This is a genomic window from Singulisphaera chitinilytica, from assembly GCF_049331405.1.
Taxonomy (GTDB): domain Bacteria; phylum Planctomycetota; class Planctomycetia; order Isosphaerales; family Isosphaeraceae; genus PoT.
In genome coordinates this window covers 3,789,605-3,804,506 of the sequence record NZ_CP186274.1, presented here as the reverse complement: position 1 = coordinate 3,804,506, position 14,902 = coordinate 3,789,605, and the positions used below count along the sequence as shown (strand labels likewise).

The window sequence follows — 14,902 nt, the reverse complement described above, 5'->3', positions numbered from 1 at the left end:
GGCTGCCGCGGGAGACTTGCTCGTGCCGATCGAAGTGACGATGCCCAAGCTCAGTCCGACCATGGAAAGCGGGGTCCTGGCCCAGTGGATGGTCAAGGTCGGCGATCAAATCAAGGAAGGCGACACCCTCGCCGAGGTCGAGACGGATAAGGCCACGATGCCCATGAAGGCGTACGATGACGGCGTGGTCGCCATCATCGACATCGCCGTCGGCGACGAGGTCAAGCTCGGCGACCGCGTGCTCGTGTTGGCCAAGAAGGGGGAGGATCCCAAGCAGGTCGCCGAGAAGCTCGGCGGCAAGTCGGGCGCGAAGAGCAGCCCCGCCGCTGAGGAAGCCCCGGCCAAGAAGAGCGAGGGCTCGCACGCCGCAGGCTCCAACGGCCAGGAATCGTCGGGCTCCACCACCGTCACCGACACCGAGGAAGCCCCCGAATCGCACGGCGGCCGGGTGAAGGCCAGCCCGCTGGCCCGCAAGGTCGCGGCGGCCTCGCAGGTCGACATCGGTTCGATTCGCGGCAGCGGCCCGAACGGGCGCGTGGTCCGGAGCGACGTCGAGCAGTTCGTCCAGAATCGTGGCAAGGCGCCCGCGGCCGCTCCCGCCGCCGCCTCGGCCCCCGGCCGCTCGGTCGCGACCGAACGCATCCCGCACACCAGGATGCGCAAGACCATCGCCCAGCGCATGGTCGAGGCCAAGAAGGTGGCCCCCGAGATCCACGTCACGGTCGACATCCGCGTCGACTCGATCGTGGCCATCCGCGAGCAGCTCAACAAGCAGCTCGCCTCCGCCAAGATCAAGCTCTCGCTGGGCGACTTCGTGACGAAGGCCGTCGCCCTCTCGCTCCGCAAGCACCCAGGGGTGAACGCCTCGTACGAGCCTGACGCGATTGTGCGCCACGGCGAGGTCAACGTCGGCATCGCCGTCGCCCTGGATGGTGGCCTGATCGTCCCGGTCCTCCGCAACGCCGACACGCTCGGCCTGCGTGAGATTCGCCAGGGGAGCGAAGCGTTGGTCGAGGCGGCCCGGTCGGGCAAGCTCTCGCCGGAGCAGCTCTCGGGCGGCACCTTCACGATCAGCAACCTCGGGATGTACGGCGTCCGCCAGTTCGACGCGATCCTGAACCTGCCCGAGGTGGCGATCCTCGCCGTCGCCGCGGCGGAGAAGCGCCCGGTCGTCGTGGGTGACTCTCTGACCATCGGCACGATCATGACGGTTACCCTGACCGCCGACCATCGTGCCGTGGACGGGGCCCTGGCAGCCGAGTTCCTCCGTACTCTCAAGGGCCTGCTCGAAGAACCCGCCTCGATGCTCCTATAATACCTCAACGTCGAACTCGGCCAATTGGGCCCGGTCTGTCACGCCGAGGGAAGGGCAGGGGGACGAGTTCGTCCCTCGCCCGCCTTCGTCTCAGGCTGGCTTCGGACCCGAACTCCTCGAGACTTCGAAGGGGATACCCCTTCCATCGCCCGGCCTCACGGCGACAGGCCAGGGCGATTCTCTCGTTTCTACGTCCCCGACACGAAAGTTCCCATGGCTTACGACTACGACATTGTGGTGATAGGTGGCGGCCCGGCGGGATATGCGGGGGCAATCCGTGCCGGGCAGCTTGGGAAACGCGTGCTGTGCGTCGAGCGTGACAAGCTGGGCGGGATCTGCCTCAACTGGGGCTGCATCCCGACCAAGGCCCTGCTGACCAATGCCCACTTCGTGGAGCTGGTCAAGAATCACGGCCAGGCCTTCGGCTACAGCGGCGAACCGACCTGGGACTTCGCCAAGATGATCGAGCGGAGCCGGGGCGTCGCCGCCAAGCTGAACAAGGGGGTCGAGGGGCTCTTCCGCAAATACAAGGTGGCGTCCAAGTTTGGCGTGGCCAAGGTTGTCGGCCCGAACACAGTGCAAGTCGGGAGCGAGAAGGTCACGGCCGAGTCGATCGTGATCGCGACGGGCGTCCGCGCCCGCCCCTTGCCTGGCGCTGACTTCGACGGTAAGACCATCATCTCCTACAAGGAGGCGATGAGCCTGACGAAGCAGCCCAAGTCGATGATCATCATCGGCGGCGGCCCGATCGGCCTCGAATTCGGGTATTTCTACAATGCGCTCGGGACCAAGGTCACGCTGATCGAGATGATGGACCGCATCCTCCCCGGCGAGGATGAGGAGGTCTCAAAGGGGCTGCTCAACAGCCTCACCAAGCGCGGGATGACCATCCACGTCGGCTCCAAGACGGGCAAGGTCACGAAGACCGCCGACGGCATCAAGCTTGAGGTCGAGACCCCGCAAGGCCCGAAGACGATTGAAGCCGAGACCATGCTCGTCTCGATCGGCGTCACGGGCAACGTCGAGAACCTCTTCGCCGACAGCGTGAAGGTCGAGCTGGTCAAGAACCACATCAAGGCCGACCCCAAGAAGGGCTACGTGACGAGCGTCCCCGGCATCTACGCCGTGGGCGACATCATCGGCCCCCCCTGGCTCGCCCACGTCGCCCACCACGAGGCGATCTGCTGCATCGAGCGCCTCTGCGGCCACGCCGACCGGACCGTCGACTACACGACGATCCCGGGCTGCACCTACACGGATCCGGGCGTAGCCAGCGTCGGCCTGACGGAGAAGGCGGCCAAGGAAGCCGGGCACGAAGTCCGGATCGGTAAGTTCCCGTTCATCGCCAGCGGCCGAGCCCTCGCCGCCGACGAGACGGAAGGCTTCGTGAAACTCGTCTTCGACGCCAAGCACGGCGAACTCCTCGGCGCCCACCTCCTCGGCTCCCAGGCCACCGAGCTCATCGCCGAGCTGGTCATGGCCAAGAAGCTCGAGGCGACCGAGGAAGAGATCTATCATGCCATGCACCCGCACCCGACCTTCTCCGAGGCGGTGATGGAAGCCGCAGGGCAAGGCCTCGGCGAGTCGGTCCATATCTGATTCGGACATCCACCTTCATCAATGCAACTCGGCGGCCCTCCCGTTCCAACCGGGAGGGCCGCCGTCATTTCAAGGGTGCGCGAATCATCAGGGGATGAGCCACTCCGGCCCCAAGTACCAGAGGGCTACCCATCCCGCGAGCACGCAGAGATTCCCCAGCGAGTGCAGCAGGATCGGGACCAGGATCGACCCACTCTTGAAGTAGGCCCAGGCGAGGAAGAAGCCGGCGAGCACGTTGTCGGCCCCCGGATTGCCGTAGAGGACATGCAGCAAGGCGAAACAGGCTCCGCTCAGGATGATCGCCTGGCGGGGGCGGAGGACCGCCGCCGCCGCAGTGCAGAGCGCGAGGCGGTATGTCGCCTCCTCGATCAGCGGCGCCATCACGCACATCCGAATCAGCGAAGACGGGACGAGCGAGAGCGGGAGGCCTCGGATCGGGATCTCGGCGCCCACGCCCAGGAACGCGATCGCCGAGAGCGTCAGGCCAACCGCCACGACCAGGCCGATCGCCAGCATGGCTTTCGCCCAGTAACCGATCCCGTGACGAACGTGCAGGACCAGCCCCGTCGTCGCCAGATCCCCTCGAGACAGCGAGAGGTAGGCGATCAGCGCGAGGACGGGCAGGGCGGCCCGGTGGCACGTGTAGGAATGCTCGCCGCGCCAGACGAGCAGGAGGTCGGCGGCGACGACGAAGAGTCCCACCGCTGCGGCGATCGGCCCCTTGATCGGGGGTTCAAGGCTTCGACCGATGGTGGTCGGCTCGTCGAAGTAGGACCCGACGAGTACGTGCGATAATCTCGCGCCCTCGGGCATACGTCGACTCACGACTGGGTGGGGATCGGGAATCTGCCTAGGCGATCGCCTCGGCCTCGTTCTCGACGACGGATCGGAAGAAGTCCAGCAACTGCGGCACCGCGACTTCCAGCCGATACTTCTCGTCGATGAGCCGCGTCCCTGCAACTGCCAAATGTTCGAAATCGTCCGGGGCGTGCAGGACGCGGAGCGCCTGGTCGACTAAGCCGTCCACGTCGTCGAAGTCGGCGAGCAGCCCGTTCACCTCGTGCGTCAGGATCTCTCGGACCGGGGGCGTGTCCGACGCGACGACGGGACAGCCGCAGGCAAGAGCATTCATGAGCGACCAGCTGAGGACGAACGGCACGGTCAGATAGACGTGGAGGTCGCTGATGCTGAGGATGTCGGCGAGTTGCTCCTCGAGGACCTGCCCGGTGAAGAAGAACCGATCCCTATCATAATCACCTTGCGCGAAGACATGCTCGCCGAACGTCGTGCTCGCGCCGTTGCGATCCGTCGAGAGATTCGCGATGTCGGCGCCTATGACGACGAAGACGACGTCCTCGCGCTCGTCGCAGATGCGCTTGGCCATCTTCATGAAGATGTCGAAGCCGTGGAGCGGCTCGAGGCCGTAGGCGCAATAGGTCACGATCCGGATCGAGGGGTCGAAGGGGGGCAGGCTCCCGACCGACCGGGGTACGTCACGCCGATACCAGAAGTGGCGGTCGATCCCATCGGGGATCGTGCGGATCTTGGGGTGGAAGACCTGAGGAAAGAGGCTCTTCTGCCAGTCGGTCGGGCTGTAGCAGGCGTTCGACTCTTCGAGGCAGAGGAGGTTGATCGCGTTGAAGGCGTGCCGGGTCAGGTGGTCCTGCTCCCGCGCCGGGAACTCGGGGCGATAGCTGAGATGGGGGAGCGTCGCCGGGACGTAGAACTCGCAGTAGTTGACCGTCGGACAGTCGAAGAATCGGCCGAGCTGGAGAGCATTGCCATAGCTGCCGTGGCCGACGACGAGGTCGGGGCGGATGTCCGGGCGACCCTGGAGCGTCTGGAGCACGGAGTGGCTGTGCCAGGTGCTCATTTCGAAGTGGACGCTGGAAGGATGCGTCTCGCGCGAGATCCCGCGCGAGGCATAAGGGAGGAGCCGGACCCCGTCCGAATCCCACTCGGTCACAACGGGGACGCTCGAATTCGGGTTATTCCTCGAGGGCTGGAGTTTGACAGGGCGAGCCGTCGCGCTGGGCCGTTGCCCCAGGACCCGTTGGGCACGCAAGGGAAGCGAGTTGAAGAGGATTGTGCATTCGATGCCATGTCGCCGCAAGAGCTCGGCGGCGACATGGCCGAAGTGCCCCGGATATTCCTTGTGGACGAAAAGGACATGCACAACCAGGGGTCCTCGACGCCGGACGGGAATCGTGTTTCCCTATTCGTTGCAAAATCGCTGGAGGCGTAATGCGTTTCGAATCATTCCGGTGTCGAGGGCAACCTTTCCGACCACGTCTCGGGACTGGTCAGAAGTTGATGGTTCGCTTATCGACGGCGAGGGCCGCTTCCCGGACGGTCTCGGAGAGCGTCGGGTGGGCGTGGCAGATCCTGGCGATGTCCTCGGAACTGCCGGAGAATTCCATGGTCGTGACGGCCTCGGCGATCAGGTCGGAGGCGCGAGGGCCGATGATGTGGACCCCCAGCACCTTGTCCGTCTTCGCGTCCGCCAGGATCTTCACGATCCCTTCGGTCTCGTCCATGGCCTTGGCACGGCCATTGGCCATGAAAGGCACCTTACCCACGCGATAGTCGAGATTGCGTTCCTTGGCCTGCTCCTCGGTGATCCCCACGCTCGCCATCTCGGGCCAGGTATAGATCACGCTCGGGATCGTATTGTAATCGACGTGTCCTGCCTTATTGGCCAGGAGTTCCGCAAAAGCCACACCCTCATCCTCGGCCTTGTGGGCGAGCATGGGGCCGTCGATGAGGTCGCCGATGGCCGAGATTGTCGGGACATTGGTCCGATAATGACCATCGACCGCCACCTTGCCGGACTTGGGATCGACGTTCACCCCAACCTCGGCAAGTCCCAGGCCATCCGTATAAGGACGGCGGCCGACAGCGACGAGGACTCGCTCGCAGTCGAACGAGAGCGCCTTGCCATCCTTGGTCTCGGCCTGGACCGTCACGCCCTTGTCGCCGACCTTCGCGCCCGTCACCTTGGTCTCGAGCTGGAACTCGAAACCTTGCTTGATCAGGCTCTTGTGGAGCAAGGTGCCAACTTCGAGGTCGGCCAGGGGGACGATCCGAGGCAGGAACTCGATCACCGTGACCTTGGCACCGAGGCGGAGCCAGACCGAGCCCAGTTCGAGGCCGATGTAGCCGCCGCCGACGACCACGAGGTGCTCGGGCACGCTCGGGAATTCGAGGGCCTCGGTCGAGCTGACGATCCGCTTGCCGTCGAACGGCATGAACGGCAGGTTCACCGGCGAGCTGCCGGTGGCCAGCAGGATGTGGTTCGCCTCGTAGGTGGTCTGCCCATCGTCGTTCGGGTTGCGGACCACGACCGTGTTGGGCGAGGCGACTCGGGCCGTGCCGAAGATCGGCTCGACCTTGTTCTTCTTGAAGAGCCCGCGGACGCCGCTGGTGAGGCTCTTGACCACCTCGTCTTTGCGGGCCAGCATCGTCGGGACGTCGATCGAGACCCCGCCCCCCACCTTGATCCCGTGCTTGCCGAACCGCTCCTTGGCGAGGTGATACAACTCGCTCGAGTCGAGGAGGGCCTTGCTGGGGATGCAGCCGATGTTGAGGCAGGTCCCGCCGAGCGTGGAACGCTTCTCGATGCAGGCGACCTTCATGCCGAGCTGTGCCGCCCGGATCGCGGCGACGTAGCCGCCCGGACCAGCACCGATGACGATCAAGTCGTACCGATTCGACCCTGAAGACATGGACGACCATCCTCAAGAAGTTGTCAATATTAATACACGAAGGACACAAAGTCGCCAAAGGCTAAAACTTTGTGTCCTTCGGGCTTTGAGATAGCCGGTCGTTGGCGTTGCGTCGATCAGATCTCGAGCATCAGGCGCTCGGGGCTCTCCAACGACTCCTTGATCCGGACCAGGAAGCTGACCGCCTCGCGGCCGTCGACGATGCGATGGTCGTAAGAGAGGGCCAGGTACATCATGGGACGGATGACCACCTGATCTTCTACGGCCACCGGCCGCTTCTGGATCGTGTGCATCCCCAGGATACCGCTCTGGGGCGGGTTGAGGATGGGGGTCGAGAGCAACGAGCCGAAGACGCCGCCATTGGTGATGGTGAACGTCCCGCCCTGGAGGTCGCCGACCGAGATCGTCCCCTCGCGGGCCTTCACCGCATAGGCGCCGATGGCCTTCTCGATCCCCGCGAAGCTGAGCTTGTCGGCGTCGCGGATGACCGGGACCATCAGGCCGCGCTCGGTGCTGACGGCGACCCCGATGTCGTAGACGTTGTTCAGGACGAGGTCGGTGCCATCGACCCGACCGTTCACGGCCGGGAAGGCCTTGAGGGCCTCGATGGTCGCCTTGACGAAGAACGACATGAAGCCGAGCGGCACGCCGTGCTTGGTCTTGAACGTGTCCTTGTACTTGGCCCGAAGATCCATGATCTTCGACATGTCGGCTTCGTTGAACGTCGTGAGGATCGCCGCCGTGTGCTGGACTTCCACCAGGCGCTGGGCGATCTTCTGTCGGATTCCGCTCATCCGCTGCCGGGTTTCGCGAGGACGTGCGGACGACGACGGAGCCGGGGCAGAGGCGGCAGGAGCCGGGGCCGTCGTTGGGGCGGCGGGCGCAGGGGCTGCGGCGGGGGCGCCCTTGGGCGACGCCAGGTGTGCGACGACATCCCCCTTGGTGATCCGCCCGCCACGCCCGGTCCCTTCGACCTGGCTGGGATCGACGTTCTCTTCCGCCACGATCCGACGCACGGAGGGGGCGAGCCCCGCGCCGACGCCGCCGTTCGTGCCGGGGCTCGAGGTCGCCGCCAGGGCAGGGGCAGGGGAGGCCTTGGCCGACGAATCGGTCGAGGACGCCTTGGCCGAGGCCGCGGCGGGTGCCGTCGAACCCGCCGAGGGTTGGGCGTCGGGGTCGATGGAGCCGACCGTCGCACCGATCTCGACGGTCTCGCCCTCGGCCACGCTCACCTTCAACACGCCGGTTGCGGTCGCGGTGACGACGTTATTGGTCTTGTCGGTCTCGAGCTCGAAGATGGGCTCGCCCGACTTGACGAGCGAGCCATCGGGCTTGAGCCAACGCGACAGGATACCTTCGGAGATCGACTCGCCGACTCCGGGAACCGTGATGGCCACCGCGGGCATGATCAACGAACTCCTTGCTTCACGGCCAGGGACACGGCCGGGTGAACGTGGTGGGCGGAGACGAGGTGGGGGATCGCCGCGCCGATGGCGGCATCCACCAACTCCTCCTGCTCCCTGTCATGGACCTCATGCGAGCCGGTCGCCGGGCTGGCGCTGGCGTCTCGGCCCACGTACTGGAATGGGAAGCCCATCAACTCCTGGAGGCGAGGGCTGACGAACGTCCAGGCCCCCATGTTCTGCGACTCCTCCTGGACCCAGACCCACTCGCGAGCATTGCGGTAGCGCGAGAAGGCGGCCTTGAGTGCGTCGGCAGGCCAGGGATAGAGCTGTTCGAGGCGGACGATGGCGACCTCTCGGGTCTTGCCGGCGGCCTCGCGCTTGGCGATCAGGTCGTAGTAGACCTTGCCGCCGCAGACGACCACCCGGCGGACGCGATCGACATCGACCGGGTCGTCGATGACTTCCTGGAACCTGCCCGTGACGAACTGGTCGACCGGAGAGACCGCCGCCTTGTTGCGGAGCATGCTCTTCGGCGTCATCACGATCAAGGGCTTGCGGAAGTCCCGACGCATCTGCCTCCGGAGGAGGTGGAAATACTGCGCGGGGGTCGAGGGGGTCACGACCTGGATGTTGTCCTCGGCACAAAGCTGGAGGAACCGCTCGAGCCTCGCGCTCGAGTGCTCGGGCCCTTGCCCCTCGTAGCCGTGCGGCAACAACATGACCAGGCCGCTGGACCGATCCCACTTGGACTCGGCCGAGGCGATGAACTGGTCGATGATGACCTGGGCGCCGTTGGCGAAGTCGCCGAACTGGGCCTCCCAGAGGATGAGCATATGAGGCTCATCCAGCGAGTAGCCATAGTCGAAGCCGAGCACGGCCGCCTCCGACAGCAAGCTGTCGTAGACGCAGATCTCGGCCTGCTCGGGGCTGATGTGGTTCAGCGGTACGTAACGTTCGCCCGTGCGGCCGTCGACGAGGACGGCGTGTCGCTGGCTGAACGTCCCGCGGCGGCTGTCCTGACCGCTGAGGCGGACCGGGGTCTTCTCGGCCAGCAAAGTCCCGAACGCGAGGGTCTCGGCGAAGGCCCAGTCGACGCCCCCCTTGGCCTCCATCGTCTTGATCCGAGTGGCAAGGAGCCGCTCGATCTTGGGATTGATCGCGAAATCCGAGGGCACCGACGCGAGCGACTCAGTCATGCTCCGCAAGGTGTCGTAAGGGATCGCGGTCTCGACGGGCTCGAAGGAGTACTGCGAGGTCAGGCCCGTCCAGTGGGCGCCCAGCCGTTTCTGGTTCGTCTTGACGGACTTCTGCTCCTCGTGGACTTCCTTGTAGACCTCCTCCATCTTATCGCGGAAGGTCTCGGCGATCGTCTCGACCTCGTCCGTCGAGAGCTCGCCGGCCATCACGAGATGCTCGGTGTAGATCTCGCGGATGGTCATGCGGTCGCGGATCTTGCTGTACATCAACGGCTGAGTGAACGCCGGCTCGTCCCCTTCGTTGTGGCCGTGGCGGCGGTAGCAGACCATGTCGATGACGACGTCCTGGCCGAACGTCTCGCGGAAGTCGGTCGCCAGCTCGGCCACGTAGACGACGGCCTCGGGGTCCTCGCCGTTGACGTGGAAGATCGGCACCTCGATCATCTTCGCGACGTCGGTGCAGTACCGGGTCGAGCGGCTCTCGCTCGGGGCCGTCGTGAAGCCGATCTGGTTGTTGACGACGATATGGATTGTGCCGCCGGTCCGATAGCCGGGCAACTGCGAGAGGTTCAAGGTCTCGGCCACCAGCCCCTGGCCGGCGAACGCGGCGTCGCCATGGATCAGGATCGGGATGCCGAGCTTGCGGTCGCGATCCTTGAACCGGCGTTGCTTGGCCCGCATCCGGCCTTCGACGACGGGGTTGACCGCCTCGAGGTGGCTGGGGTTCGGCGTGAGCGAGAGATGGATGCTGTGCTTCTCGGAGGCCTCGTAGTCGGCCGAGAAGCCCAGGTGGTACTTGACGTCGCCGTCGCCCCCGACGGTCTCGGGCATATTGCCCTCGAACTCGCCGAAGATCATCCCATAAGGCTTGTTGAGGATGTTCGCCAGGACGTTCAGGCGGCCGCGGTGGGGCATCCCCATGACGATCTCGCGGACCCCGAACTCGGCGGAGCGCTCGATGATCGCGTCGAGCAGGGGGATCAGCATCTCCCCGCCTTCGAGGGAGAACCGCTTCTGGCCGACGTAGTGACTGTGGAGGAACGTCTCGAAGAGTTCCGCCGCGTTGAGCTTCAGGATAATCCGGCGCTTCTTGCGGATGTCGAAGTTCGGCCGGTTGCGGAGCGGCTCCATCCGTTCCTGCAGCCACTTCCGGATCTCGATGTTCCGGATGTGCATGAACTCGACGCCGATCTTGCGGCAGTAGGTCTCTCGCAGGATGGCGATGAGGGACCTCAACGTCGCGCGGGGCGGGTCGGTGAGCTTCGTGTAGTACTCGCGGTCCAGGTCGGCTTCGGAGAGGCCGAAGGCGGCGGGCTCGAGCAACTCGTGCGAGTCGCGGGGGGGATTGAGCTTGAGAGGATCGAGGTCGGCCAGGTAGTGGCCGATTTCGCGATAGCCGTCAATCAAACGAGTCACGGCAGCTTGGGCCTTGGCGACGTCGTGCTCGTCGTCGCTCTGGGACGCGGCGCCGGCACTTGCATTGCCGGACTGCCCCAGTTCGAAGCCCTCAAAGAAGATCCGCCAGGACTCTTCGACCGCGGCGGGGTCGGTCCGCCAGCGCTGGTAGTTCTCCTCGATGAGTTCGAGGTTCCACCGGTTCGCGACCGTCGAGCGATTCATTGGAAAAGATCCCTAGTTGGGTTGGCCGAATGGCCCGACCCTTTGCCGTATTGGCAAACCCAGGACGATGGTGGGTCTCGCGTTGACGTTCAAGACCAAGCATGGTCCCAGCATAACTCAAAGACACTACGTCCCAAACCCCGAACTGGCCCATCCTCTCGATATTCCAGTATAGGCGTTACGTGATGGCGGACATTCGCTGATGGCAAAAAATTCGCCTCAACTTTTGGAAGAGTCGATGGGGAAGCTCGATAAGTGCTCGGGATGATAGGTCTTCCTTTCGGCGGATTCCGGCCGCGGATTGAGAATCGTCGCCAAAACTCCTACAACCGCTCGACCCACGCCGGGTCCGAAAATTTCTCGGAGGTCAGGCGTTTGACGAGTTCCATCGGAACCTCGACCGGCCTCGATCGACGCTCCTCCCCGAGCCAGGCGAGTTGGACGGCATCGACGAGTTTTTCTCGGGGAAGGTCCAGATTGACCAGGAAGTCTTCATGGGATCGCTTCTCGCGGTAATCCGGCTGCCGCTCGGGCTCGCGGGTGTACTTCCAGACAAGGTCCAGCGGGAAGGCGTAGAGGATGGTCGCATGGACGAGGAAGTAGTCTCGGAGCCTGCGCTGGGCACTTCCCGAGAACTTGCGCCTCTCGATCGTGAGATCCCCCTGGCCTAGAACCTCGACGGGTGGTCCCTGGGCCCGCAACTGCTCGGCCAGGCGATCGAGCACGTACTTCTGGGCCTTGTCGACGGCACCCAGCCCGGCCTCGGCCTTGATGGGGAGGACCACCGTCACGTTGAGCGTGCCGGGGCCAACCAGCACGGTCCCCCCGCCGCTCGACCTCCGAGCAATCGCGACCCCCTCGTCCCGGCAGCGGTCGACGTCCACGTCCTTGAGCATCCGGCCCGAGGCGCCGAGGACAACGGCCAGGCTCGTCGGCTCCCAGATCCGGACGACCGCGCCGAGATCGTACTCATCGGCGGAGGCGAGGAGGGCCTCGTCGAGGGCGAGGTTCTCGGCGATGGAGGGCAGGGTGAGGTCGAGGTAGCGCATGGGAACCTGCGGGACAACGGATTGAGCGGATCGACGGCTGACGCGACGTAAGACGAAGAGACCCCGGCATCGACGGTCGGCACCGTGACGCTCGGGGTCTCTTGGCGTATCACCGATGGGAATCGGGAACGTGGACGAGGTCAGAACTTCTCGTCTTCAACGCGGAAGACTTCGTGGCAGTCGGTGCAGCTCTGGTTGACGGTGCCCCAGGCCGACTTCGCCTTGGCCTGGTCCGTCTCCGGCTTGGCGATGGTGGCGGCGAACTCTTCGAGCTTCTTGGTCCAGGCGTCGTTGAGCTCTTCCCACTTCTTCTCGCCGTCCTTGACGCCCTTGGCCTTGGCGGCGGCTTCCTTCGCCAGCTTCTTGGACTCCTTGGCGAGCTCGATCAGCTCGTCGGCCACCTTGGCGAGGTCCTTCTGGGCCTTCTTGTAGGCGGGGGCGGTGCGGGTCGCCTTCTTGATGGCGTTGCTCTTGGAGCCGACCTTCTCCATGAGCTTGTGAACCGGGGAGTCATCGTCATCGGCGAACGAGAGGCCGGCGGCGAGAACGCTCACCGAAGCCATCGTGACGGCGAGCACCATCCACTTGCGGATCATGTGGGACCTCCAGAAAGGCATGTTTTCGGGTCGACGACCTCGGTGGGAGACCGATCGGGTCCACTCAGCCGATTGGTCTGGGTTTGAGGAAGGATCAAAGATAGCCCTGGCCACACGGCCAATCAAGCACCGATCCCCGTTACTTTTCGGACAAAGGTGCATCCTCAGGCCGTCCGAGCCTCCCCTCGAGAAAATACGTCCGGCGAATCCGATACCGCGGATGGTGAACCCGGAATCCGAGCAAAAGGACGGAACTCGATCCCATCGGCGACCGAACAGGGGCGGCGCAGGCTCCGGAGTGGTAGAATCTTGACGATACTCCGCCGCGACGCATGACTTTTGGTGTTGGACGCCGAATGGCGAAGCAACCGACGATTTCTCCTTCCTCTGGATTCTCTCATGTCCGAGTCGATTGACTACAAGGCAGCCGGGGTCGACCTCGATACGTACGAGGAGACGATGGCCCAGCTTCCCCCGCTCTTGCGGCGGACCCATCCCCTCACCCCGGCTCGGGTCCTCGACTGGAAGGATGGATTTGCGGGCCTCTTTCGCCTGGACGCCAACATCGGGCTCCTCACGAGGACCTACCGCGACCCCGTCCTCGTCGCCTCGACCGACGGCGTCGGCACGAAGCTGAAGCTCGCCTTCGCGACCGGCCGGCATAACACCGTGGGCATCGACCTCGTGGCCATGTCGGTCAACGACTGCCTGTGCGCGGGTGCGGAGCCGCTTCTGTTCCTCGACTATGTGGCGATGAGCCGGGATGACCCCAAGCTGACCAAGGCGGTCGTGCAGGGGATCAGCGATGGCTGCATCGAGGCCGAATGCGCCCTGCTCGGCGGCGAGACCGCGATCCTCCCCGACTTCTATAAGCCGGGCGAGTACGACCTGGCAGGGTTCTGCGTCGGCGTGGTCGAGCGCAAGCATGTGCTCAAAGGCCAGGACATCCGGATTGGCGACAAGATCATCGGGCTGGCGAGCTCCGGCCTGCACTCGAACGGATACAGCCTCGCCCGCAAGATCGCCCTCGACCACGGCGGGTTCCAGCCCGACTCGTTCATCCCCGAGCTCGGCCGGACCGTCGCCGACGAGTTCCTGGAACCTACTCGGATCTATGTCAGGGCCTTGAAGACGGTCGGGCGGCATTATCGCAAGAAGCGGGTCATCCACGGCATCGCCCACATCACCGGCGGAGGCCTGATCGACAACCCACCCCGCATCCTGCCCGACGGATGCGCGATCGAGTTGCGAAAGGGGTCGTGGGACATCCCCAAGGTCTTCACCTGGCTCCAGCAACTCGGCAACGTCCCCGACACGGAAATGTTCCGCGTTTTCAACATGGGGATCGGCATGACCCTGATCGTGGCCGACTACCACGCCGAGTCGGTCGCCCGCTACCTCCAGACCGAGGCCAAGATCCCCTCCTGGGTGATCGGCGAGGTCGTCCCCGGCGACCGCACGGTCTCCTGGGCGCCGAGCGACCGCTGACGCGAGTTTGCGGGCAATTCAACGATCTCAAACCTGCTGGACGAGACCGGTGATAGGGGACGCACCGTCGCAGGCTTCAGCCCCGGAGAATTGGGCTTCTCACCACGCTTGCCATGCGCGTCAGACGAACGTAGCATGCATAAGCGCGAGGCTTCCAATTCTTTCGTGGCCGGGAGAATTCGACGGCGATGGGCAATGGATGGCGACTGCCTCTATTCCTGCTCCTCATCACCGGCCCGACCCTCGAGGTTGAGGCAAGGGAACCGATCCCCCTGGCCGAAGGGGCCGACATCTCCGCCACCTCCAACAAGTTCTCGTACTCCTTAGAATTCCGCCTGCCTTGGGCCAACTTCCCCAACTTCAAGCCGGTCGAGGGAGCAGTGTTGGCGATCGACGCCAAGCTTTGCAACTGGGACGGCAAGAACCTGGTCGATCGTACCTTTGCCTATCGGTTGCCCCTTTTGGTCCAGCAGCCGGCCTCGCTGGGCAAGGTCAAACTCGTCAAGTCGCTCGACCCGGACGATATGGCGGCCATCGGGGTGGCGACTTTCCCGCTCTGGGTGGAGATCTCTTGGAAGAAGGCTGAGCGAAGTCGGGCGCAAGCGATCGTCGCAATCCCGCCCGAAATCTTCGAAATCGTCGGGCGGGTGGAAATTCGTTTTCACGATACCGACGGGAAGATCGTTACGACTCTGGAAGCCCCTCTCGAGCGCTTTGGCTTGGAGAGCCTTGGCTTCGAACGTGCAGTGGCTCGCTGGTCGGTCGATGATTTCGCCCCGCGCCGCTTTTTCGTGACGGCCGGTGTAATCTCGAGGACCGATAGGACACTTGTCACGGCCGCTCCTAGGATGGTTCAAGAGGCCATCGTCTCGGGTCGCCAGCGAGCAGGCTGACCCATCGTCGTCGGT

At 64.5% G+C, this 14,902-nt stretch carries 11 protein-coding genes; 4 read left to right on the top strand and 7 right to left on the bottom strand.

Going from position 1 to position 14,902, the window contains the following annotated elements:
* Positions 1-22: 22 nt before the first annotated feature.
* Both ACOYYX_RS15330 and lpdA (ACOYYX_RS15325) read left to right on the top strand, forming a co-directional pair.
* Positions 23-1,315 carry a dihydrolipoamide acetyltransferase family protein gene (locus tag ACOYYX_RS15330; protein WP_422930781.1) on the top strand — a complete coding sequence of 431 codons (1,293 nt, stop codon included), beginning with the start codon at positions 23-25 and terminating at the stop codon, positions 1,313-1,315.
* A gap of 213 nt (positions 1,316-1,528) precedes the next feature.
* On the top strand, positions 1,529-2,914 hold the full coding sequence (gene lpdA / locus ACOYYX_RS15325) for a dihydrolipoyl dehydrogenase (RefSeq protein ID WP_422930780.1): 1,386 nt from the start codon (positions 1,529-1,531) through the stop codon (positions 2,912-2,914).
* A gap of 87 nt (positions 2,915-3,001) precedes the next feature.
* Here lpdA (ACOYYX_RS15325) and ACOYYX_RS15320 read toward each other — a convergent pair whose 3' ends face one another.
* From ACOYYX_RS15320 to ACOYYX_RS15290, 7 genes are all read right to left on the bottom strand, one after another.
* Complete coding sequence (locus ACOYYX_RS15320; protein WP_422930779.1) at positions 3,002-3,727, bottom strand: lysostaphin resistance A-like protein; 726 nt, start codon at positions 3,725-3,727, stop codon at positions 3,002-3,004.
* 37 nt (positions 3,728-3,764) lie between these two features.
* The gene (locus tag ACOYYX_RS15315) at positions 3,765-5,090 is read right to left on the bottom strand and encodes a glycosyltransferase (protein WP_422930778.1); all 1,326 of its coding nucleotides are present in this window, start codon (positions 5,088-5,090) and stop codon (positions 3,765-3,767) included.
* A 127-nt stretch (positions 5,091-5,217) separates the two neighbouring features.
* On the bottom strand, positions 5,218-6,639 hold the full coding sequence (lpdA, locus tag ACOYYX_RS15310; RefSeq protein WP_422930777.1) for a dihydrolipoyl dehydrogenase: 1,422 nt from the start codon (positions 6,637-6,639) through the stop codon (positions 5,218-5,220).
* 116 nt (positions 6,640-6,755) lie between these two features.
* Positions 6,756-8,045 (bottom strand): 2-oxoglutarate dehydrogenase complex dihydrolipoyllysine-residue succinyltransferase, encoded by a 1,290-nt coding sequence (odhB, locus tag ACOYYX_RS15305; protein WP_422930776.1) that lies wholly within the window; start codon positions 8,043-8,045, stop codon positions 6,756-6,758.
* 2 nt (positions 8,046-8,047) lie between these two features.
* The gene (locus tag ACOYYX_RS15300; RefSeq protein ID WP_422930775.1) at positions 8,048-10,861 is read right to left on the bottom strand and encodes a 2-oxoglutarate dehydrogenase E1 component; all 2,814 of its coding nucleotides are present in this window, start codon (positions 10,859-10,861) and stop codon (positions 8,048-8,050) included.
* 323 nt (positions 10,862-11,184) lie between these two features.
* Entirely contained in the window at positions 11,185-11,910 is a 726-nt protein-coding gene (locus tag ACOYYX_RS15295) for a lipoate--protein ligase family protein (protein ID WP_422930774.1), read from the bottom strand.
* A gap of 140 nt (positions 11,911-12,050) precedes the next feature.
* Complete coding sequence (locus tag ACOYYX_RS15290) at positions 12,051-12,506, bottom strand: cytochrome c (protein ID WP_422930773.1); 456 nt, start codon at positions 12,504-12,506, stop codon at positions 12,051-12,053.
* Between the two features lie 399 nt (positions 12,507-12,905).
* On the opposite strand from ACOYYX_RS15290, the gene purM reads away from it, so the two are divergent.
* Together purM and ACOYYX_RS15280 are read left to right on the top strand one after the other, a co-directional pair.
* The gene (purM, locus tag ACOYYX_RS15285) at positions 12,906-13,994 is read left to right on the top strand and encodes a phosphoribosylformylglycinamidine cyclo-ligase (protein WP_422930772.1); all 1,089 of its coding nucleotides are present in this window, start codon (positions 12,906-12,908) and stop codon (positions 13,992-13,994) included.
* Between the two features lie 188 nt (positions 13,995-14,182).
* Positions 14,183-14,887 carry a hypothetical protein gene (locus ACOYYX_RS15280; protein ID WP_422930771.1) on the top strand — a complete coding sequence of 235 codons (705 nt, stop codon included), beginning with the start codon at positions 14,183-14,185 and terminating at the stop codon, positions 14,885-14,887.
* Positions 14,888-14,902 lie beyond the last annotated feature (15 nt).

What these genes read in the sequence shown, in the direction of transcription:
- ACOYYX_RS15290 (WP_422930773.1), bottom strand. Translation starts at nt 12,506, where the DNA reads ATGATCCGCAAGTGGATGGTGCTCGCCGTCACGATGGCTTCGGTGAGC.
- ACOYYX_RS15300 (WP_422930775.1), bottom strand. Translation starts at nt 10,861, where the DNA reads ATGAATCGCTCGACGGTCGCGAACCGGTGGAACCTCGAACTCATCGAG.
- purM (WP_422930772.1), top strand. Translation starts at nt 12,906, where the DNA reads ATGTCCGAGTCGATTGACTACAAGGCAGCCGGGGTCGACCTCGATACG.
- ACOYYX_RS15320 (WP_422930779.1), bottom strand. Translation starts at nt 3,727, where the DNA reads ATGCCCGAGGGCGCGAGATTATCGCACGTACTCGTCGGGTCCTACTTC.
- odhB (WP_422930776.1), bottom strand. Translation starts at nt 8,045, where the DNA reads ATGCCCGCGGTGGCCATCACGGTTCCCGGAGTCGGCGAGTCGATCTCC.
- ACOYYX_RS15295 (WP_422930774.1), bottom strand. Translation starts at nt 11,910, where the DNA reads ATGCGCTACCTCGACCTCACCCTGCCCTCCATCGCCGAGAACCTCGCC.
- lpdA (WP_422930780.1), top strand. Translation starts at nt 1,529, where the DNA reads ATGGCTTACGACTACGACATTGTGGTGATAGGTGGCGGCCCGGCGGGA.
- ACOYYX_RS15280 (WP_422930771.1), top strand. Translation starts at nt 14,183, where the DNA reads ATGGGCAATGGATGGCGACTGCCTCTATTCCTGCTCCTCATCACCGGC.
- lpdA (WP_422930777.1), bottom strand. Translation starts at nt 6,639, where the DNA reads ATGTCTTCAGGGTCGAATCGGTACGACTTGATCGTCATCGGTGCTGGT.